The organism is Sphingorhabdus sp. (assembly GCF_029865925.1).
Taxonomy (GTDB): Bacteria; Pseudomonadota; Alphaproteobacteria; order Sphingomonadales; family Sphingomonadaceae; genus Sphingorhabdus_B.
This window is the reverse complement of record NZ_JARXAI010000022.1, coordinates 1-20,040: the sequence shown is the minus strand read 5'-3', so window position 1 is coordinate 20,040 and position 20,040 is coordinate 1. Positions and strand designations below refer to the sequence as shown.

General features: G+C 54.3%; 19 protein-coding genes and 2 pseudogenes. 11 read left to right on the top strand and 10 right to left on the bottom strand.

Translation table 11 applies throughout. The annotated features are described in order from the left end of the window. Positions 1–3: 3 nt before the first annotated feature. Positions 4–1,869 carry a DNA primase gene (gene dnaG, locus QE270_RS01815; RefSeq protein WP_300034269.1) on the bottom strand — a complete coding sequence of 622 codons (1,866 nt, stop codon included), beginning with the start codon at positions 1,867–1,869 and terminating at the stop codon, positions 4–6. Between the two features lie 32 nt (positions 1,870–1,901). Then, positions 1,902–2,354: a GatB/YqeY domain-containing protein gene (locus QE270_RS01810; protein ID WP_300034266.1), complete on the bottom strand. Its 453-nt coding sequence runs from the start codon at positions 2,352–2,354 to the stop codon at positions 1,902–1,904. Between the two features lie 216 nt (positions 2,355–2,570). Between QE270_RS01810 and carA the strand changes: the two genes are divergently transcribed. From carA to QE270_RS01790, 4 genes are all read left to right on the top strand, one after another. Then, positions 2,571–3,728, top strand: a complete 1,158-nt coding sequence (carA, locus tag QE270_RS01805) for a glutamine-hydrolyzing carbamoyl-phosphate synthase small subunit (protein WP_300034263.1) — start codon at positions 2,571–2,573, stop codon at positions 3,726–3,728. 105 nt (positions 3,729–3,833) lie between these two features. Next, positions 3,834–7,154, top strand: coding sequence for a carbamoyl-phosphate synthase large subunit (gene carB, locus QE270_RS01800; RefSeq protein ID WP_300034260.1), 3,321 nt, complete (start codon positions 3,834–3,836; stop codon positions 7,152–7,154). Between the two features lie 98 nt (positions 7,155–7,252). Continuing rightward, positions 7,253–7,729 carry a transcription elongation factor GreA gene (gene greA, locus QE270_RS01795; RefSeq protein ID WP_300034304.1) on the top strand — a complete coding sequence of 159 codons (477 nt, stop codon included), beginning with the start codon at positions 7,253–7,255 and terminating at the stop codon, positions 7,727–7,729. A gap of 36 nt (positions 7,730–7,765) precedes the next feature. Next, complete coding sequence (locus QE270_RS01790; RefSeq protein WP_300034257.1) at positions 7,766–8,428, top strand: rhomboid family intramembrane serine protease; 663 nt, start codon at positions 7,766–7,768, stop codon at positions 8,426–8,428. Between the two features lie 19 nt (positions 8,429–8,447). Here QE270_RS01790 and QE270_RS01785 read toward each other — a convergent pair whose 3' ends face one another. The 5 genes from QE270_RS01785 to QE270_RS01765 are packed head-to-tail and all read right to left on the bottom strand — an operon-like array spanning position 8,448 to position 10,480. Further along, a complete protein-coding gene (locus tag QE270_RS01785) occupies positions 8,448–8,666 on the bottom strand; it encodes a DUF4170 domain-containing protein (protein ID WP_300034254.1) in 219 nt (72 codons plus the stop codon). Between the two features lie 10 nt (positions 8,667–8,676). Beyond that, positions 8,677–9,162 carry a hypothetical protein gene (locus QE270_RS01780; protein WP_300034251.1) on the bottom strand — a complete coding sequence of 162 codons (486 nt, stop codon included), beginning with the start codon at positions 9,160–9,162 and terminating at the stop codon, positions 8,677–8,679. Between the two features lie 14 nt (positions 9,163–9,176). After that, entirely contained in the window at positions 9,177–9,512 is a 336-nt protein-coding gene (locus tag QE270_RS01775; protein WP_300034248.1) for a hypothetical protein, read from the bottom strand. Then, complete coding sequence (locus QE270_RS01770) at positions 9,493–9,891, bottom strand: phage holin family protein (protein ID WP_300034245.1); 399 nt, start codon at positions 9,889–9,891, stop codon at positions 9,493–9,495. The genes QE270_RS01775 and QE270_RS01770 overlap by 20 nt, the downstream gene beginning before the upstream one ends. A gap of 55 nt (positions 9,892–9,946) precedes the next feature. Continuing rightward, positions 9,947–10,480 (bottom strand): hypothetical protein, encoded by a 534-nt coding sequence (locus tag QE270_RS01765; protein WP_300034242.1) that lies wholly within the window; start codon positions 10,478–10,480, stop codon positions 9,947–9,949. Positions 10,481–10,679: 199 nt separating this feature from the next. Here QE270_RS01765 and eno point away from each other — a divergent pair, with 199 nt between their 5' ends. The 5 genes and pseudogenes from eno to QE270_RS01740 all read left to right on the top strand — a co-directional run bounded on the left by eno (position 10,680) and on the right by QE270_RS01740 (position 15,633). Then, positions 10,680–11,954, top strand: coding sequence for a phosphopyruvate hydratase (eno, locus tag QE270_RS01760; RefSeq protein WP_300034239.1), 1,275 nt, complete (start codon positions 10,680–10,682; stop codon positions 11,952–11,954). A 46-nt stretch (positions 11,955–12,000) separates the two neighbouring features. Next, on the top strand, positions 12,001–12,312 hold the full coding sequence (locus QE270_RS01755; RefSeq protein WP_300034236.1) for a septum formation initiator family protein: 312 nt from the start codon (positions 12,001–12,003) through the stop codon (positions 12,310–12,312). Positions 12,313–12,451: 139 nt separating this feature from the next. After that, a pseudogene (gene pdhA, locus QE270_RS01750) lies at positions 12,452–13,507 on the top strand (pyruvate dehydrogenase (acetyl-transferring) E1 component subunit alpha). Next, positions 13,507–14,856, top strand: a complete 1,350-nt coding sequence (locus QE270_RS01745) for a pyruvate dehydrogenase complex E1 component subunit beta (RefSeq protein ID WP_300034233.1) — start codon at positions 13,507–13,509, stop codon at positions 14,854–14,856. Before pdhA ends, QE270_RS01745 begins: the two are co-directional and overlap by 1 nt. A 177-nt stretch (positions 14,857–15,033) precedes the next feature. Beyond that, entirely contained in the window at positions 15,034–15,633 is a 600-nt protein-coding gene (locus QE270_RS01740; protein WP_300034231.1) for a squalene/phytoene synthase family protein, read from the top strand. 124 nt (positions 15,634–15,757) lie between these two features. Here the strand turns inward: QE270_RS01740 and QE270_RS10745 are convergent, their stop codons facing one another. After that, positions 15,758–15,904 carry a hypothetical protein gene (locus tag QE270_RS10745; RefSeq protein ID WP_366142249.1) on the bottom strand — a complete coding sequence of 49 codons (147 nt, stop codon included), beginning with the start codon at positions 15,902–15,904 and terminating at the stop codon, positions 15,758–15,760. 43 nt (positions 15,905–15,947) lie between these two features. Between QE270_RS10745 and QE270_RS10740 the strand changes: the two genes are divergently transcribed. After that, positions 15,948–16,142, top strand: a complete 195-nt coding sequence (locus QE270_RS10740; protein WP_366142248.1) for a hypothetical protein — start codon at positions 15,948–15,950, stop codon at positions 16,140–16,142. On the opposite strand, the gene trmFO is transcribed toward QE270_RS10740, so the two are convergent. Beyond that, positions 16,139–17,476, bottom strand: a complete 1,338-nt coding sequence (gene trmFO / locus QE270_RS01730; protein ID WP_300034228.1) for a methylenetetrahydrofolate--tRNA-(uracil(54)-C(5))-methyltransferase (FADH(2)-oxidizing) TrmFO — start codon at positions 17,474–17,476, stop codon at positions 16,139–16,141. The two genes, QE270_RS10740 and trmFO, sit on opposite strands and share 4 nt — an antisense overlap. Before the next feature lie 319 nt (positions 17,477–17,795). Here trmFO and QE270_RS10735 point away from each other — a divergent pair. Next, a pseudogene (locus QE270_RS10735) lies at positions 17,796–18,023 on the top strand (NAD(P)H-hydrate dehydratase); the annotation flags it as partial. A gap of 31 nt (positions 18,024–18,054) precedes the next feature. On the opposite strand, the gene QE270_RS01725 reads toward QE270_RS10735, so the two are convergent. Next, positions 18,055–20,040 (bottom strand): DNA gyrase C-terminal beta-propeller domain-containing protein (locus QE270_RS01725; RefSeq protein ID WP_300034225.1); only part of this gene is annotated, 1,986 nt, incomplete at its 5' end.

Sequence of the window (20,040 nt, the reverse complement as noted above, 5' to 3'; positions counted from 1 at the left end):
AACTTACAAACTGTCCTCATCACGCCGAAAGAACTCGATGATGCGGTCGTCAAATACCTTTTTTTCGTGGCGCAACCTTTGCTGTTCGGCAAAAGTCTCGTCCGTCATTTCTAAACTCGCCAAATATGTGGCGCGATCCAATGCTTCTTCCAGCGCAGGACGCTGCTTCATCAGCCGAATTGCTTCACCCAAATCTTTTGAAGCGTTGGACAAACCGTCGCTTCCTCCAATCAACTCTTCGCGGTTAAAGGCAAATACCGTGCCGTTGCTGTGCAGGAGCGTTGAAGCGACATTATACAACTTCTCGTCCAATATGGTAATTAACCCGTCTGTATCAAGCGATTCTTTGGTAAAAGATTCGTTGAGCATCACGTTTAGCAACGCCGCGTGATTCGCGTCGGGCGGAATGAAGTCGCTAAGTGCCTCGTGATGTTGTCGGATGAGCGCCGGATGGCGCAGCAGCGCGCCGAGTACACCCTGAATAAGAAAGTCAGATCCCTTGGCATTGAAGCTTTTGGTTTCGGCGCCAGGCGGCAAGATCTGCGGTTTACGCCAGTCACGGTTCTGCCCACGCACAAACGGCCCTGAGCGCGCAGGTGATGTGGTTCGACGTTGCACGAACAGATTATCAAACCGCTCGCGAAAGGCATCGGCGTAATGGCGGCGGATTTCGCCATCAGCGATGTTGGCCGTATGCGCACCAAGGCGCTGTTTAAGCCCCGCACGGTCCTCTGGCATGTCTAGCGGACCAGAGGCTACCTCAGTCCTCCAGAGCCTCTCCACGAGCGGCTGAGAGGCTTCTAGAAGCTTTGTAAGGGCAGTCGCGCCGGATGACTTCACAACATCGTCCGGGTCTTGTCCCGCAGGCAGTGTCACGAACTGCAAGCTGTGGCCTGGCTTTAACAATGGTAGCGCCCGCAAAGCTGCTCGCATGGAGGCTTTCTGACCAGCGGCGTCACCGTCAAAGCATAATAAGGGCTTTTCCGCCATCCGCCACAGCATCTGGATCTGCTGTTCTGTAAGTGCAGTGCCAAGCGGCGCTACGGTGTCGGCAAAGCCGGCCTGCGCCAACGCAATGACGTCCATATAGCCTTCGACCACAATCACGCGCCCCGTTTGCCGCGAAGCTGGAGAACATTTGTCTAGATTGTACAGCGTGCGGCCCTTGTCGAACAAAGGCGTGTCCGGCGAGTTGAGATATTTCGGCTCCCCTTCGCCCAAAATACGGCCACCAAAGGCGATTACGCGGCCACGTGGGTCACGGATTGGGATCATCAACCGGCCACGAAAGCGGTCGTACGGGGCTTTCTCCTCCACCGAGATTAGCAACCCTGCCTCAATCAGCATCGGGTCGCCAAATTGCTTAAGCGCTGTCTTCAGGCCAGTGCGATTATCAGGGGCAAGGCCAAAGCCAAAATCCCGGATTGTCTGCTCTGTAAAACCACGCTGTTTCAGGTAGCCACGCGCGGCAGCACCTTCCACGCCAAGCAATTGCGTCACAAACCACGCCTGCGCTGCCGTCATGACGTCATACAGGCTGTTCGCCTTCTCCGCCCGCTGAGCCGCTTGCGGGTCAGGAGCAGGGACATCCATTCCGGCTTCGGCTGCCAATTCCTTGATTGCGTCCATGAACGAAAGGCCGCGCTGGTCGGTCATCCAACGGATGGCATCGCCATGGGCGGAGCAGCCGAAGCAGTGGTAGAAGCCTTTTTCGTCGTTGATCGTGAAGCTGGGCGACTTCTCATTATGGAACGGACAGCAGGCTTTGTACTCCCGCCCCGCCTTGGTCACTTTTACGGTCCGTCCGATCAGCGCAGAAAGCGTCGTTCGCGAACGCAACTCATCAAGCCATTGTGGGGTAAGAGACACCTATCGCCGTCCTGCAATGTCTGCCCCAAATATCAACTCAAGGCCGCTTTCACCAGCCCACTGGCCTTGCTCATGTCGAGCTGCGGACCATGGCGTTCTTTCAAAGTTGCCATCACGCGGCCCATATCTTTCAGGCTCTCTGCGCCAAGTTCTGTCTTGATACCTTCAATCGCGGCGCTGGTTTCCGCGTCGCTCAACTGCGCGGGCAGGAAATCTTCGATGATCGCAAGTTCAGCCGCCTCAATCGCCGCCAGCTCTGCGCGGCCGCCCTGCTCATAAAGCGCGATTGATTCGCGGCGCTGCTTGATCATCTTTTGCATGACCTCAACCACCATTGCGTCGTCATCGGGCAATTGCGATGCCGTGCGCAGTTCAATTTCGCGGTCTTTGATCTTGGCCAGGATCAGGCGCACGGCGGCCAGCCGGTCTTTCTCGCCTGCCTTCATGGCAGTGATCTGGGCGGCTTTTATGGTGTCACGAATCATATTAGGTTCCGAATTTTGATCGAACACGCTGTTAGACCAACATCCAGATTTCGTCACCCGGAACTTGGTTAAGGGTCTTAATCCGGTTTCATCCACAGTTAAGATGCGGAAACGCGTTCACGTTGGCGAGATTGGCATTGACGCTGGTGCCGATCATCTCTAGGCCCGGTGCCTTAGCGACATTGCTGTAATCTGTTTATCAGGAGCGACCCCATCATGGCCGACCCCAACTCTTCGCGCGCGCCTTCTGGAGCGACGGGGGTATTGGTTCTGGCGTCCGGGGAAGTTGTCTGGGGCAGGGGCTTTGGCGCAGAGGGTCAGGCGGTGGGCGAAGTTTGCTTCAACACCGCAATGACCGGCTATCAAGAGGTTATGACGGACCCGTCTTATGCCGGACAAATCATCAACTTCACCTTCCCCCATATCGGCAATGTTGGCACGAACCCCGAAGATGTCGAGGCGCTTAACCCCCATGCTTTGGGCGCAATTGTCCGGCAAGACGTGACTGACCCATCAAATTTTCGTAGCACGCAGCATTTCGATGCATGGATGCAGTCCAACGGTCGCATCGGCATATCGGGCGTCGATACCCGCGCGCTGACCCGGCTCATCCGCGTCGCTGGCGCGCCAAATGCCGTGATCGCGCACTCCGCCAGCGGCGATTTTGACGTGCCGGCCATGTTGGCGCGGGCGAAGGCCTGGGCTGGGTTGGAGGGCATGGACCTTGCGAAGGATGTGACCACGTTGCAGACTTATGGCTGGGACCAAGGACTTTGGAAGTTGGGTACAGGCTACGCAGCGCCAGCCAAGGGGCGGAAAAAGGTCGTCGCCATCGACTATGGTATCAAACACAATATCCTACGCAATCTGTTGGATGTAGGCTGCGATGTAACTATCGTTTCTGCCACAGCGACTTTTGAGGAAATCATGGGACACGCGCCCGACGGCCTGTTCCTGTCGAACGGCCCCGGCGATCCGGCGGCGACGGGTGTGTATGCCGTGCCCGTGATCAAACAATGGCTGGTAACCCAAAAGCCGTTGTTCGGTATTTGCTTGGGGCATCAAATGCTTGGCCTTGCCGTTGGCGCGAAGACCGAAAAGATGCATCAGGGCCATCGCGGCGCAAACCATCCGGTCAAGCGCCTCAGCGACGGTGCGGTTGAGATAACGAGCATGAACCATGGCTTCGCTGTGGACGCCACGACCTTGCCAGCCAACGCGAAGGCGACGCATATCAGCCTGTTCGACGGCAGCAATTGCGGCTTCGAACTCGCGAACCAACCAGCGTTTAGCGTGCAATACCACCCCGAAGCCTCACCCGGCCCGCAGGACAGTCATTATCTGTTCGAAAAATTTGCGGGGATGATGAGATGAGGCGCATGATGCATGATCGGTTTTTAATGATCCGCGCAACGATCTCCTCCACACCTCGTCATAGCCATGATCGGACGGCCAGGGTTTTTGGAAATATGAATTAAAATGCCCAAACGTACTGACATAAAATCCATCCTCATCATCGGCGCTGGCCCCATAATTATCGGGCAGGCGTGCGAGTTTGATTATTCGGGAACGCAGGCGTGTAAGGCGCTGCGCGAAGAGGGCTATCGCATCATCCTTGTCAACTCCAATCCGGCGACGATCATGACCGATCCGGATATAGCCGACGCGACTTATGTTGAGCCGATTACACCCGAAATTGTTGCCAAGATAATCGAAAAAGAACGCCCCGACGCGGTGTTGCCGACGATGGGCGGGCAGACCGCGCTGAACGTTGCGCTGGCTTTGTTCAACGATGGCACGCTGGCGAAACATGGCGTGGAGATGATCGGCGCGGATGCCGAGGCAATTGATAAGGCCGAGGACCGGATCAAATTCCGCGACGCGATGACCAAAATTGGTCTGGAATCGGCGCGGTCGGGCATCGCGCATTCGTTGGAAGAGGCGTTGGAGGTTCTGGAACGCACGGGGCTACCATCGATCATCCGCCCAAGCTTCACCATGGGCGGCACAGGCGGCGGGATTGCGTATAATCGCGACGAGTTTATCAAGATCGTCAATGGCGGGCTTGATGCCTCGCCAACCACTGAAGTGTTGATTGAAGAATCGCTGCTCGGTTGGAAAGAATATGAGATGGAAGTCGTGCGTGACCGCGCGGACAACGCAATCATCATCTGCTCGATCGAAAATATTGACCCGATGGGCGTGCATACCGGCGATTCCATCACCGTCGCGCCAGCGCTGACTCTGACGGACAAAGAATATCAGATCATGCGCAATGCCAGCATAGCTTGCTTGCGTGAAATCGGCGTAGAAACAGGTGGCTCCAACGTACAGTTTGCGGTCAATCCCGCCGATGGCCGCCTGATCGTGATCGAAATGAACCCGCGCGTTTCACGGTCTTCGGCGCTTGCGTCAAAGGCGACTGGTTTCCCGATTGCCAAGGTCGCGGCGAAACTCGCGGTAGGCTATACCCTCGACGAGATTACCAATGATATTACCGGCGCAACGCCCGCATCGTTTGAGCCGACTATTGATTATGTCGTAACCAAAATCCCCCGCTTTGCCTTTGAAAAATTCAAGGGTGCCGAGCCGCTTCTCCACACGGCCATGAAGTCTGTGGGCGAAGTTATGGCGATTGGTCGCAACATCCATGAAAGCATGCAAAAGGCGCTGCGTGGTCTGGAAACGGGTCTGTCAGGGTTCAACTATATCGATGCGCTTAAGGGCGCTTCAAAGGATGAACTGTCTGCCGAACTTAGCCGTGCGACGCCTGACCGCTTGCTGGTCGCGGCACAAGCGCTGCGTGAGGGCATGAGCGTAGCTGAGATCCATGCGATTGCGAAGTTCGACCCATGGTTCCTCGAACGGCTTGAGGAAATCATCGCCGCCGAGAATGATGTTAAGACCAACGGCCTGCCCAATACGGCGGAAGCGCTCCGTCGCCTAAAAGCCATGGGTTTTTCGGACAAGCGTCTGGCCTATCTGGCGGTGGAATCGGTCAATGTGCGTCCGGGGATGGAAACCGCAATCCGCCGTGGTTCTGGCATCGCTATGCAAGCCGCTCGCGCGATGGCGGGTGCTGTCACTGAAAATGAAGTGCGTGCGCTACGTCATAAACTCGGCGTGCGTCCGGTGTTCAAGCGCATTGACACATGCGCAGCTGAATTTGAGGCGAAAACGCCATATATGTATTCGACCTATGAGGCGCCAAGCTTTGGCACGCCGGAATGCGAAAGCCAGCCCACAGATCGCGAAAAAATCGTGATTTTAGGTGGTGGTCCGAACCGCATCGGGCAGGGTATCGAATTCGACTATTGCTGCGTCCACGCATGCTTTGCATTGGCAGATGCAGGTTATGAGACGATCATGGTCAACTGTAACCCGGAAACGGTGTCGACCGATTACGACACCTCGGATCGCCTGTATTTCGAACCACTGACGGCCGAAGATGTCCTTGAAATCCTGCATGTTGAGCAACAAAATGGCACGCTGAAGGGCGTGATCGTTCAGTTTGGCGGGCAAACGCCTTTGAACCTGGCCAAAGCACTTGAGGCAGCGGGTATACCGATATTGGGGACATCACCCGACGCTATCGACTTGGCAGAGGACCGCGAGCGTTTTGCCGCGCTCATCAATAAGCTCAAGCTCAAGCAACCAGAAAACGGCATTGCGCGTAGTCGGGATGAAGCCATCAAAGTTGCTGACAGCATTGGTTATCCTGTCTTGATGCGGCCGTCTTATGTTTTGGGTGGTCGTGCGATGGAAATCGTCGATACGCAGCTGCAATTGGAAAACTACATCCAGACGGCGGTGATCGTCTCGGGCGATTCGCCCGTGCTCATAGACAGCTATTTACGTGACGCCATTGAGGTGGATGTGGATGCACTGTGCGATGGTGACGAGGTTGTTGTAGCTGGAATTTTGCAGCATATCGAGGAAGCTGGCGTGCACAGCGGCGATTCTGCGTGCACCATCCCGCCTTACAGTCTGCAGGCGGACATCATTGCCGAAATTCGCCGCCAGACTGAATTACTTGCGGTTAACTTGCATGTGCGCGGCCTGATGAACATCCAGTTTGCGGTCAAAGATAATGAAGTTTACCTGATTGAGGTAAATCCGCGCGCCAGCCGTACGGTGCCATTCGTGGCAAAGGCAATCGGCGCGCCAATCGCTAAGATTGCCGCCCGCGTCATGGCGGGTGAAAAGTTGAAGGATTTGCCGCCAATCAACCTCAATATCGATTATATTGCTGTGAAAGAGGCTGTATTCCCGTTTGATCGCTTCCCCGGGGTTGACCCAGTACTTTCGCCAGAAATGAAGTCTACCGGCGAAGTCATGGGCATTGACCGTGATTTTGCGACCGCCTTTGCCAAATCGCAAATCGGTGCGCGGATGCCGCCACCGATGAGCGGGAAGTTGTTTGTTTCAGTAAAAGACACAGACAAGCCGGTTATCGTTCCCGCGGTCCGTCAAGCGATTGCATGCGGCTTCACCGTTTGTGCGACCGGCGGCACGGCAGACTATCTGTTGGCGCAGGGCATAGAGGTTGAGCGCGTCAACAAGGTCGCACAGGGTCGTCCGCACATTGTCGACAAGATTAAGGATGGTGATATCCAACTTATCTTTAATACAACTGAAGGTTGGCAGAGTCTGAAGGACAGCGAAGAAATTCGCCGCTCCGCGCTAGTGGGCAAGGTTTCGCAATATACCACCGCTGCGGGCAGTGTAGCAGTTGCACAGGCGATCGCCGCGCTACAACAACGGCAACTTGAAGTTCGGCCACTTCAGGACTATTATTAACACGAGCAGTATCTTTCCCCGACAATTGAACTGCATATCGGATGGTTTGTTATCATTCATCCGGTCGGGAACTTTTTGTGACGAAGGGTTTTTGCCTGATGGCGAGTTTTGAGAAATATCCCATGTTGGCCGAAGGCTATGAAAAGCTGACGACTGACTTGAAGCGCCTTCGTGATGAGCGTCCGATGATTGTGGAAGCAATCGAGGAAGCACGCGCGCATGGCGATTTGTCGGAAAATGCCGAATATCATGCTGCTAAGGAACGCCAGGGTCAGGTTGAGGCCTCTATTTCCGAAATCGAGGACAAGATCGGTCGTGCGCAGATCATCGACCCTTCAACATTATCTGGTGACAAAATCGTCTTCGGTGCAACTGTCAGCTTGATGGACGAAAATGATAAGCCAATTCGCTACCAACTGGTCGGTGAAACCGAAGCAGATGCAAAGGCGGGCCGTATCTCCTACAATTCGCCATTGGGGCGCGCGCTCATTGGACGCATTGTCGAGGACGAAATCGAGGTTACGGTGCCGTCTGGCGACAAATATTACCTCGTTTCTAAAATCGAATTTATCTGATCATGCGCTTCTGTTTGAAGCGCTGAGTGGCCTGATATGCAGTTTCCGCATGGCCCCGTTACAAATAAATTGGTCATCATCAATCTGGTGATAGCGGCTGTTTTACTGGTCCCGTCTTGGTGGAATCATGCCGTGATGGCGGGCGGATTTTTCCCTATCCGCTTTAGCAACGTTGCTGTGGCGTTTCCGGACGTCGGTTTTTTGGTTCCGACATATTTGACGCCGTTGTCGGCAGCTTTTCTGCACGGAGGCATAACACATGTGCTGATGAACATGCTGACGTTGCTGCTGATCGGCAAAATGGTGGAGCGCGTTTTGGGCGGCAGGCTGTACCTTTCCGTGTATTTCTTGTCTGCCTACGCTGCCTCCGCGACAGAATGGCTGGCGACGTTTATGGCATTGCCCTTATCCATCGACATGATGGCGCCAGCCATTGGTGCAAGCGGAGCCATATCCGGCGTTATTGGTGTTTACGCGCTGTTGTTTCCGAACAACAAACCGAAGGCATGGGGACCGATTCCCGCCGCTTATGCGCGGCCTTTCCATCTCACTTTAGCGTGGGTAGGTCTAAATCTAGCTTTGGGGTTTGTTGGCCCTGGAATTGGTGTAGCCATTGCAATCTGGTCGCATATTGGTGGGTTTGTTGCCGGATTGCTTCTGGCGCGGCCAATGTTGTTGTGGCGATACCGAACCGCGTAATCGACCCACCCTAGTTTAGTCAGCTTTCCGGCTGCAAAAGCTTATGCAAGTGCACGACGAGATATTTCATTTCGGCATCATCAACTGTTCGCTGGGCGGCGCCCCTCCATGCCTCCTCGGCACTGGCATAGTCCGGGAACATGCCAACAATGTCCAAATTTTCGAGGTCAGTAAATTTCAATGTCTGTGGGTTTTTAACGCGGCCACCAAAAACCAGATGCAATTTCGTATCGTTCAAAAAACTATCCTTAATTCTTTTCCTTGGCCGCTTCGGTGGCGGCTTGACCAGCGGCCCTTAACGCAAGAGCAGCATTGCTAACAAACTCTTTGAATTGCGCACGCACCGCATCGCCGTTGAGGCCGAGCGTGTCGACCTGGTTCATGCCAGCCAACTTTGCAGCTTCTGCCATTTTACGGGTCTTTTTGTTCAGCTTTTTGCCAGTTTTGCCCAAAATTTTTGTCTCGCGTTCCGTGCGCGGAAGAAGCGCGCCGACGATAGCACCAACGGCAATTCCACCTATTATCATCGCAAGCGGGTTCTTGTCGATACCTTCGCTTGTCTTTGCCTTGGCCTGGCGAGCGATAACCTTAGACTGCTCAACGCTTGAGACCGCGGTATCTTTGCCTTTTTCAAAGGCTGCCGTAGCTTTTTTACGCACCGCAACACTGGACTGCGCGGTTTTTGCCTTCGCGCTATCGGCTGCGGATTTGATGCTGTTGCCAATCTTGCTCATATATCGTTCCTATATCATTTGCTTTTGGGCTTTTTGATTTTACTTTTCCGCAGGCTAGAAATCCAACGGGAAATCGGACGGCGGGCCGCAAACAACAATACACCCACTCCGACTATGCCGAGAACGGGCGCATTTTGTTTTGCCGCTTGAACTGTTTCGCCTGCAACCTGTTTCGCTTGCGTCGTTTTACGTTCAACGAAACGCGCGAGCTGATTTCGCGGATTTAGAATATCACGCGTCACAGCCAAGCTGTCGTTGAACTTGCGCCGCAAATAACGCCGTTCTGCATTTGATAAAATGACACTGTCGCGGTCCGTAATATCCGGCTCTTCAGGTAAGATCGTCGACATTTTTCTCTATCTCCGGAAAGTAAACTTTCCGCATCCATTTTCGAGCCATTGTACCGAAAATGAGTCCAATGATTACAAAGCTGATCGTCACGAGCAAGGTGGCCCCTAATGGACCAATCAGATGGGATAATGTCAGCACTAGGCCAAGAACAAGTGCGATAGAGGCGCCGCCGAATGCGAATGCTGCGATGGCTCCGTAACGGAACGACCAGCTCAACACATGTCGGCTATAGTCAAGCCGTGAACGGTGATAGCGCATCTCTGCTTTCACCATCGCACGCAGATCCTCCATCACCAACGTAACCTGCTCGCTGGCGGTTGGTTCAATAGGCGGAGCATTGTCTTCTGCCGCATCATATTTGGGATCATCTGTCTTCATTGGACCCGCTTATCAATCATTGGCGGCATTTTGCAATGCCGCCCGTGTTTAAGATTTACGCGTCTTTCCCGCCCGAACGCACAAGCCGCGCCAGAACAAAGCCAATTGCGGCGGCAGCACCGATGGCGATAGCCGGGCTTTTACGAACGAAAAGCCGAGCATCTTCCGCAAGCGCGTCAACGTCCTTGGCATCCATTTTGCCGGCAAAGCCCTCAACCATATCGGCGGCGCTTCGGGCATAGTCGCCATATTGCTGCCCAACATTATCATCGATGGTGCCTGCGCTGTCGCGGATAAGCTTGCTGATGCTGTCAACAGCTTCGGTGGCGCGATCTTTGCCCTTCGTGGCGGCTGCGCGGACGCTATCGGTTGCTTGTGCCTTGAAATCATCTATGCCCGATTTGACCTTCGATTTGACGTTGCCAGCCTCACCCTTAGGCGGTTGTGTTTTTGCCACAGCCTTTGGTGCAGTAGCAGTCGCCGACTTTGCTGCAGTTTTAACAGCAGGCTTGGCAGTCGCTTGCTTTCTTGCCGACTTCTTTGCTTGCGCGGGTTTGGCGACGGCTTTGGGTTTTTGGGTTTCGGCCATAAGAATGACTCCTTTCTAACATGGGGTGGCGAAAGCGTATGTCTTGTTACGACTGATATTTGTCTTGCGAGTGCCTTAGACAACTATAGCACCGCAAATTTAGTTTTAAAATCGATATGTCGGTGCATCGTTGCCAAATCCTAAACACAAGGATAGACGCGCTGGCATATCCTTACACATGCACAAACGGACTTTTTCTATGACTGCAATTCTCGACATTCATGCACGCCAAATTCTCGACAGCCGGGGCAACCCGACCGTTGAAGTTGATGTTTTGTTGGATGATGGCAGCTTTGGCCGTGCAGCAGTGCCGTCAGGTGCGTCGACGGGGGCTTATGAAGCCATGGAAAAACGCGATGGCGACGCATCCAGATATATGGGCAAGGGTGTGCTTCGGGCTATTGAAGCGGTGAATGGTCCGATCTTTGAAGCTTTGGTTGAGCTCGACGCTGAGGAGCAAGAAAATATCGATGCGGTGATGATCAATCTTGATGGCACCGACAATAAGTCAAATCTTGGTGCTAACGCGATTTTAGGGGTCAGTCTTGCTGTTGCGAAGGCTGCGGCAGATGCGCGCGGGTTGCCTTTATATCGATATGTTGGCGGCGTGAATGCGCATGTGCTTCCGGTGCCAATGATGAACATCATCAACGGCGGCGAACATGCCGACAACCCCATTGACTTTCAGGAGTTCATGGTGATGCCAGTCGGGGCTGGCTCGATATCTGAAGCTGTCCGTTGGGGATCTGAAATATTCCACACGCTCAAGAAGGGTCTGCATAAAAAGGGTCTCGCGACCTCGGTTGGCGACGAAGGTGGTTTTGCACCGAATTTGGCATCAACACGCGCTGCGCTCGATTTCATAATGGCCTCGGTTGAAAAGGCTGGGTTCAAGGCTGGCGACGACGTCGTGTTGGCGCTGGATTGCGCAGCAACCGAATTTTTCCGCAATGGCAAATACGAGATATCGGGAGAGGGGCTTTCGCTCTCACCGCACGAAATGGCAGATTATCTTGCGGCATTGTGCAAGGATTATCCGATATTGTCGATTGAAGACGGCATGAGCGAAGATGATTTTGAAGGCTGGAAGGCCATCACGGACAAAATTGGCCAAGAGGTTCAGTTGGTGGGGGATGATTTGTTCGTAACCAACCCGGAGCGTCTTTCCATGGGGATAGGCAAGGGTTTAGCAAACTCTTTGTTGGTGAAGGTTAACCAAATTGGCACCCTGACCGAGACACTCGCCGCCGTGTCCATGGCGCACCGTGCGTCTTACACGGCAGTCATGTCACACCGTTCGGGCGAAACCGAAGATGCGACGATTGCTGACCTTGCGGTCGCGACCAATTGCGGTCAGATCAAAACTGGAAGCCTTGCGCGTTCCGACCGGTTAGCCAAGTACAACCAGCTTATTCGTATCGAAGAAGAGCTTGGCGCTTCTGCGGTATATGCTGGACGGAGCATTTTCCGCTGAGCCCGATTTCCTTGCCATTTCGTGTAAAATATGATTCAATTAAATGATGTTCCGAAGCAATAAAAAACCCGAATATTTAAAATCGGTTGTTGGTCCCGCACTGGCGCTTTTGGCCTTGCTCGGCATTGCATTATACGCCTTGCTTGGCCCGACGGGGATCATCGCCTGGACCGATTATCGTTTGGCACTGAGCGAACGGAAAGTCGAGTTGGCAAAATTAAAAAAGGAACGGGACGCTCTGCGTAACCGTCAGTTATTGCTGGATCGGGATAATGTAGACCCCGACTTGGCTGGGGAATTGATGCGCAAGGAATTGAACGTTGTCGCCCCTGATGAGGTTGTCGTTCCACTGAAGTGATACGCCGCGCACAAAATGAATAGCTATCTGCTGCTTTGCGCAACGGAAAAGCGCTTTTCAGACACGGTCATTTTGATTAGGCACTTTGCATGCGCAAATAAAAGTTCCACAAAAGGAAATAATTTTGGCCACCACCCCAGTGAAGAAGACATCATCCAAAAAGGCCAGTGTTAGCGAGGATGCAGGCCGCGCCAACCGCGAGCGTCCGGATGAGCCGAAGCCGTATAAAGCGCACAAGGAAGAGCTTTTGAAGTTCTACCGCGACATGCTTCTTATCCGCCGGTTTGAGGAAAAGGCAGGGCAGCTTTATGGCCTTGGTCTTATTGGTGGTTTCTGCCATTTGTATATCGGGCAGTAAGCGGTGGCGATTGGGCTGCAATCCGCGCTGACGCCGGGTAAGGACAGCGTGATAACAGGATATCGGGACCATGGTCACATGCTGGCTTATGGCATAGATCCAAATATCATTATGGCCGAACTGACAGGCCGCGCAGTTGGCATATCAAAGGGTAAGGGCGGGTCGATGCACATGTTTTCGACGGCCCATAAATTTTACGGCGGACATGGCATTGTTGGCGCGCAGGTGTCACTGGGCGCGGGCCTTGCCTTCGGGCATAAATATGCGAACGATGGCGGTGTGTGCCTTGCCTATTTCGGTGATGGTGCGTCCAATCAGGGGCAGGTGTACGAAAGCTTCAACATGGCTGAGCTTTGGAAGCTGCCTATCATTTTCGTGATTGAAAATAACCAATATGCGATGGGAACAAGCGTCAACCGTGCGTCATCCGAAGATCAACTTTACCGCCGAGGTGAAAGCTTCCGCATTCCCGGTATTCAGGTAGACGGCATGGATGTGCTTGCGGTCCGAGGTGCAGCCGAGGTTGCGCTGGATTGGGTGCGCAGCGGCAAGGGCCCTGTATTGTTGGAAATGAAAACCTACCGTTATCGGGGGCATTCCATGTCAGATCCTGCCAAGTACCGCAGCCGCGACGAGGTCCAGTCCGTGCGCGACAACAGCGACCCGATTGAAGGATGCAAGGCATATCTCACCGAGATGGGTGTCAGCGAAGATGCCCTGAAGCTGATCGAAAAAGAAATCCGGACAATTGTAAACGAAGCCGCGGACTTTGCCGAGACGTCACCGGAACCCAATCTTTCCGAACTATATACCGACGTCCTGGTGGAGCAATATTGATGGCAATCGAACTAAAGATGCCCGCGCTTTCGCCAACGATGGAAGAAGGCACTTTGGCCAAATGGTTGGTCAAAGAAGGCGACAGTGTGAAGTCAGGCGATATCCTTGCTGAAATCGAAACCGATAAGGCTACGATGGAGTTCGAGGCGGTCGATGAGGGTATTATATCCTCGATTACGGTTGCTGAGGGCACGGATGGCGTAAAGGTTGGTACGGTCATTGCGCTGATTTTAAGCGAAGATAAAGAGCAGACGCCTTCTGCTGAGCCAAACGTCAACGCCAGGGCCGACCCTGCGCCGGTAACACAGCCTTACGAGACACCTGCTAAGGTAGCGCCCAAGCCCGACCCAATCGTTTCCAACGGCAATATGCAATCGGTAACTTTGCGTGAAGCATTGCGCGATGCCATGGCAGAGGAAATGCGCCGCGATGACCGCGTGTTTGTAATGGGTGAGGAAGTCGCCGAGTATCAGGGCGCCTATAAAGTCACACAGGGGCTGCTTGACGAGTTCGGCGCACGCCGCGTCATCGATACGCCCATTACCGAATATGGTTTTGCAGGCATAGGCACTGGCGCCGCAATGGGCGGATTAAGACCAATCATCGAATTTATGACATTTAATTTCGCTATGCAGGCGATTGACCACATCATCAACTCTGCTGCGAAGACCAATTATATGTCGGGTGGACAAATGCGCTGCCCCATCGTTTTTCGCGGTCCAAATGGTGCGGCGGCGCGTGTTGGCGCGCAGCATAGCCAGAACTACGTGCCTTGGTACGCCAGTGTTCCGGGGCTTATTGTTATTGCACCTTATGACGCGGCGGACGCGAAAGGCCTTTTGAAAGCAGCTATCCGTTGCGAGGACCCTGTGGTCTTTCTAGAAAATGAGTTGCTCTATGGCCGGACTTACGAGGTTCCGGCGGGGAATGATCTTGTCGTACCAATCGGCAAAGCCCGGATTATGCGCGAAGGAAGCGACGTAACGATCGTCAGTTATTCCATCGGTGTCGGCCTTTCACTTGAGGCCGCGGCCAAACTGGCAGAAGAGGGCATTAGCGCCGAGGTCATCGACTTGCGCACTATCCGTCCGTTGGACAAGGCGACGATATTGGCAAGCTTGGCAAAAACCAACCGCTTGGTTGTGGCCGAAGAAGGCTGGCCCGTGTGTTCGGTCGGCAGCGAAATATTAGCGATATGTATGGAAGAAGGCTTCGACGATTTGGACGCGCCTGTGCTGCGTATTACGAACGAAGATGTGCCAATGCCTTACGCGGCGAACCTCGAAAAAGGGGCGCTGATTAATGTCGACAAGATTGTGGCCGGTGTCCACAAAATTGTGGGGGATTGATGACCTGTTGTGCTGGCATTTAAGTGATCCCCATGGACAGTTGGCAGCCGTAACATTCTCATTATTATGGATGCCGTCGCTGCCAGCGAGTCCAACCAAATATGGTTTCTCGATGTTGAAGAAAAATACTTCTTATTTTATTAACGATTACTTATCTATCCACGAAGTTACAGCCATATGACTGATGTTAGTTTGGACATTCTTCCTCCAACCCGTTTGGCTATTGCGTACGTGCCAGCTCATCTCCGGCCTGCGTTCGCGTTGTTGCTGCAGATTGACATGCGTTTTGGTGATATCGTGCGTACAGCTCGGGAGCCTATGATCGCGCAAATCAAGATGGCGTGGTGGCGCGACGCATTTGCCGAAGCGCTGGATCAACGTCCGAGAGGGGAGCCGTTATTGCAAGCGCTCACCGCGGTTGGGGGCATCATTCCAATGTCCGCGCTTGAGGCGCTGGTGTCTGCGTGGGAGGAGTTGCTGGGCAGCGATGAATGGACCCAAGCCGTAGCGGACAAGCATACCCAGTTGCGCGCTGAAGCGATATTCCAGACCTACGCAAATTGGGCGGGGAGTGCGCAGGACGTTCGGCCTATCGGACGGCTATGGGCTATCGAGACTTTACGAACGGCCTTTCCGCAACGCGTTGCCGATAGCGCCACCGCGCCGCTTGCGGCGCTGCCAAAGGGGCGTGCATTGCGGCCTTTGTCGATACTTAATATGTCTGTTCGAACCGCATCGGGTCCGCGTTTGGTCTGGCATGCTTTAACGGGTCTTTAGCATTATTGCGCTTTAACTGGGCTGTATTGAAGGAGGCGCAAGCAAGGCAGCGAGTTCTCATTGGCGGAGTTGCAGCATTGCTCATGGTGCTGGCAGGGCTATTATTTTGGCAAACCGCAGCAAATCAGAAATCGGTTATACCCGCGCCGCCGCCGCCTGCCATGATTTCGGACGCGCTTCCCGAAGCTGCGGCAAACGCGCCAGCTTTTGGGCCCGCGCCTCCAACACCGCCTGAAGCGCCGAAGGCGAGCCGCGAAGAGGTGCGCTTCAATCGCTAAAATCGCAACAGAGACGAGCTGGTTTTGCGGCTTGAGATGATGGGCAGCCGAACCAAGGCGTTTAAGGCGCTGGATATCGATGGCAAAAATCTGCTGACGTTTGAAGAATGGGCGGCCGCGACCGGGCAACGCTTTGCAGGCGCAGATAGAAATATGGACCAGTTACTGACCCGTAAGGAGTTTGCCCAAACACGTCCCAAGCTGGTCGCCAAACCGGGGTGCCGTTGTTAAGCCGCTATAGATTGGGCTGCGATCCACGCGTTCAAGTCGGTGCGGGCCCTGCCAGTCATCGTTGCTTTGCGTGATTTCTTGTGCACTTTATCCTCGAGCGGCGCGAACAGGCCGAAGTTAATGTTCATGGGCTGATAATCATCGGCCATTGCGTCGCCGGTGATATGGCCAAGCAACGCGCCAAGTGCCGTCGTGGAAGGCGGCGCAGTGACCGTGCGACCAGCAAGGTCAGCGGCAGTCATGATGCCGGCCATAAGGCCGACGGCGCTGCTTTCGACATAGCCCTCGCAACCCGTGATCTGGCCTGCAAAGCGAATATGCGGCGCAGACTTCAACCGCAACTGGCGATCAAGCAAGATGGGAGACCGAATGAAGGTATTGCGATGTAAGCCGCCAAGTCGTGCGAATTCTGCATTTTGAAGGCCTGGTATTGTACGCAGAAGGTCAACCTGAGCAGCGTATTTCATCTTCGTTTGAAACCCGACCATGTTCCACAATGTGCCCTGCTTATTATCCTGCCGCAGTTGGACGACTGCGTGCGCCCAGCGGCCCGTTGTCGGATTATCCAAACCCACAGGCTTCATGGGGCCAAAGCGCAATGTGTCCAACCCGCGTGAAGCCATAACTTCGATAGGCATGCAGCCTTCAAAATACGGGGTGTTGGTTTCCCATTCCTTGAACTCGGCCTTGTCAGAATCGAGTAAGCCTTGGTGAAAGGCGCGATATTGTGCTTCGTCCATGGGACAGTTGATATAATCCTTGCCTTCGCCCTTGTCCCAACGCGACGCATACCAAGCGATGTCCATGTCGATGCTGTCATGATAGACAATCGGTGCAATCGCATCGAAAAACGCCAAGCGGTCTTCGCCCGTTTTAGCCATGATGCTTTCGGCAAGATTTGTCGCAGTCAGGGGGCCCGTGGCAATTATGACGGGGCGGTCCGTTGGGATAACGTCAACCCGTTCGCGTACAATTTCAATATTATTGTTATTTTCAATATGCTTGGTTACGGCTTCTGAGAAAACATCACGATCCACGGCCAGCGCAGAACCCGCAGGAACCTTAGCGACCTCAGCCGCTTGCATGATAAGCGATCCCAAGTCGCGCATTTCCTGATGCAGAAGGCCAACGGCGTTGTTTTCGGCATCGTCCGAACGGAAGCTGTTGGAACATACCAATTCAGCCAGGCCATCGGTTTGGTGCGCCGGCGTCATTTCCCCTGTTCCACGCATTTCCGACAGCTTTACGCGCACGCCGCGCTGCGCGAGTTGCCACGCCGCTTCACAGCCAGCAAGGCCGCCACCGATAATCTGGACATCAAAATTTTTGCTCATTCGGCGCGGCTATCAAAAATCTTTGTCGCTGCACAGGCAAAAGCGCCAAGATGGGCTATGAGATTTACACTTAACTCTTCTGCCGACGGGACGATATTGCGGCCAACCCTGGTTCCGCCGCCATCTGACGCGCATAAACATAGCAGGGGACACGCGATAGTGTGGAGTGGGCAGCGTTGCACATCGGTGCGTCGCGGCTATCAGCTCAGGCGCGGGCGCATGGGTGTTAACCATCGTTGGTGAGAGGGCTGCGCTGGCGGAACATGCCGCCCACGTTACCGCAATCATGCTGCGGGAAGCTAACCCGGCTTAAGACTTTGTGGTCGACCGCTTATCTGCCTTTGCCATTGGTCCGGGGGCAGGGGCCAAGCAAGCGGTCCTCAAAATGCTTGGATGCCGCGTTCCCACAGTGCTCGATGCCGATGCGTTGACGGCGTTTGAAAAAAACCCAGAGTTACTGTTTAAAGCCGTCGCTTCGACTGACGTCATGACACCACATTTGTGCGAATTTCAGCGTATTTTTCCGGGTATTGAATTGGAGGACCGGCAGAAAGCCGTTAGTTGTGCATTCGCAGTTGTCATTCTGGGTCGCTTGCTTTCGGAGCAGCAACATCGTCGGCAGCAACCGCACCCTCGTCGTCACCTTCATCGCTCTCATCAATCTTCGCCGCGCCAACCACATGTTCATTGTCGCCGACATTGAACAAACGCACGCCAGCGGTTCCGCGGCCGAGAACGCGCAAGCTTTCGAGTGGCATGCGGATGAGCTTTGCCTGATCCGTGACGAGCATCAACTGATCGCCCTTAGTCGCGGGGAAGCTGGCCACGACTGGGCCGTTACGTTCGATATTGTCAATGTTGGTGATGCCCTGGCCTCCACGTCCAGTGCGGCGATAGCCATAAGCCGACGACAATTTACCATAGCCATTGGCGCAGACGGTGAGGATGAACTGCTCACGCTCCGCCATTTCGGTGATGCGTTCAGCGGTCATGGTGGGCTCGCCCTCTTTTTCCGGCTTCCACGGAGCAAAGCGCAGATAATCCTCACGCTCTTCGCCCGAAGTGCCAACGCGTCTCAGGATGGAGAGCGAAATAACCGCGTCGTCCTTGACAAGCTTCATAGCACGAACGCCGGTCGATGCGCGGCTTTGGAATTCGCGGATGTCGTCGGCGGCAAAGCGAATGGCCTTGCCATTGCGGCTTGCAAGCAAGACGTCATCTTCGGCACTTAACAGCTCGACGCCAATCAGTTTATCGTCGGCATCTTCGCCTTCGAACTTCATTGCGATTTTGCCGTTGCTTGGCACATTGGCAAAGGCGTCCATGCTGTTGCGGCGGGCATAGCCCTTTGCAGTTGCAAATACGACGCTGAGGCCGCCCCATTCAGCTTCATCCTCGGGCAGGGTTAAAACGTTGGAAATGACTTCACCTTCGCCAAGTGGCAGCAGGTTGACCATTGGCCGTCCGCGTGTCGACGGGCCACCTTCCGGAAGCTTCCATACTTTGAGGCGATACACCTTGCCGACGTTGGAAAAGAACAGAACCGGCGTATGTGTGCTGGTCACGAACAATTCTGTAACGGCATCCTCTTCCTTGGTCGCCATACCCGCGCGGCCCTTGCCGCCCCGGTTCTGCGCGCGGAACGTCGCCAAAGCGGTGCGTTTGATATAACCGCCATGGGTAACGGTTACGACCATTTCCTCACGCTCCATGAGGTCTTCGTCATCGAGCCCATCCCAGCTTGCGGTGATTTCGCACAAACGCGGCGTGGAGAATTCGGCGTCAATGGTGACGAGTTCGTCCCGCAAGACAGCGTATAGCTTTACACGATCGCCCAAGATGGCGAGAAGTTCGGTAATGGTCTCTGCGAGCCCTGCAAGCTCTTTACCGATCTCGTCGCGACCAAGTGCTGTCAAACGATGGAGGCGTAGCTCCAGAATTGCGCGGACCTGCAACTCGGACAATTGATAGCTGTCGCCGTTAATCTCGGCTTCTACAGCTTCTACCAATTTGATGTAGGATGCGATTTCGGCAATCGGCCATTTGCGTGCAATCAAGGCAGCGCGCGCTTCGGCGGGGCTGGCCGAACCACGAATTATCCGCACAACTTCGTCCAAATTGGTAACCGCGACCACAAGGCCAAGCAACAAATGCGCGCGTTCGCGGGCCTTGTTGAGCTCAAACTTGGTCCGGCGGGTAATGACTTCTTCACGGAAACGAATGAAGGTTTCGATGATATCGCGTAGGTTCAGAACCTCTGGTCGTCCACCACGAATGGCGAGCATATTGGCCGGAAAGCTTGATTGCGCCTGTGTGTGGCGCCACAATTGGTTGAGGACGACGTCCGTGGTCGCATCACGCTTTAGGTCGATAACAATGCGCACGCCCTTGCGGGTCGATTCATCGCGGATGTCGGACACACCCTCGATGCGCTTGTCTTTGGCGGCTTCGGCGATTTTCTCGACAAGGCCGGATTTGCCGACTTGAAACGGAATGCTGGTGAGGACGATTGACCGGCGGTCGCCTTTTCCTTCTTCAATCTCACGCCGCGCGCGCTGCATGAT

Coding starts and splice junctions, on each gene's coding strand:
- carA (WP_300034263.1), top strand. CDS start 2,571: ATGGCCGACCCCAACTCTTCGCGCGCGCCTTCTGGAGCGACGGGGGTA.
- carB (WP_300034260.1), top strand. CDS start 3,834: ATGCCCAAACGTACTGACATAAAATCCATCCTCATCATCGGCGCTGGC.
- QE270_RS01790 (WP_300034257.1), top strand. CDS start 7,766: ATGCAGTTTCCGCATGGCCCCGTTACAAATAAATTGGTCATCATCAAT.
- QE270_RS01745 (WP_300034233.1), top strand. CDS start 13,507: ATGGCAATCGAACTAAAGATGCCCGCGCTTTCGCCAACGATGGAAGAA.
- greA (WP_300034304.1), top strand. CDS start 7,253: ATGGCGAGTTTTGAGAAATATCCCATGTTGGCCGAAGGCTATGAAAAG.
- QE270_RS01780 (WP_300034251.1), bottom strand. CDS start 9,162: ATGAGCAAGATTGGCAACAGCATCAAATCCGCAGCCGATAGCGCGAAG.
- QE270_RS01740 (WP_300034231.1), top strand. CDS start 15,034: ATGACTGATGTTAGTTTGGACATTCTTCCTCCAACCCGTTTGGCTATT.
- QE270_RS10740 (WP_366142248.1), top strand. CDS start 15,948: ATGATGGGCAGCCGAACCAAGGCGTTTAAGGCGCTGGATATCGATGGC.
- QE270_RS01755 (WP_300034236.1), top strand. CDS start 12,001: ATGTTCCGAAGCAATAAAAAACCCGAATATTTAAAATCGGTTGTTGGT.
- QE270_RS01810 (WP_300034266.1), bottom strand. CDS start 2,354: ATGATTCGTGACACCATAAAAGCCGCCCAGATCACTGCCATGAAGGCA.
- QE270_RS01770 (WP_300034245.1), bottom strand. CDS start 9,891: ATGAAGACAGATGATCCCAAATATGATGCGGCAGAAGACAATGCTCCG.
- eno (WP_300034239.1), top strand. CDS start 10,680: ATGACTGCAATTCTCGACATTCATGCACGCCAAATTCTCGACAGCCGG.
- trmFO (WP_300034228.1), bottom strand. CDS start 17,476: ATGAGCAAAAATTTTGATGTCCAGATTATCGGTGGCGGCCTTGCTGGC.
- QE270_RS01775 (WP_300034248.1), bottom strand. CDS start 9,512: ATGTCGACGATCTTACCTGAAGAGCCGGATATTACGGACCGCGACAGT.
- QE270_RS01765 (WP_300034242.1), bottom strand. CDS start 10,480: ATGGCCGAAACCCAAAAACCCAAAGCCGTCGCCAAACCCGCGCAAGCA.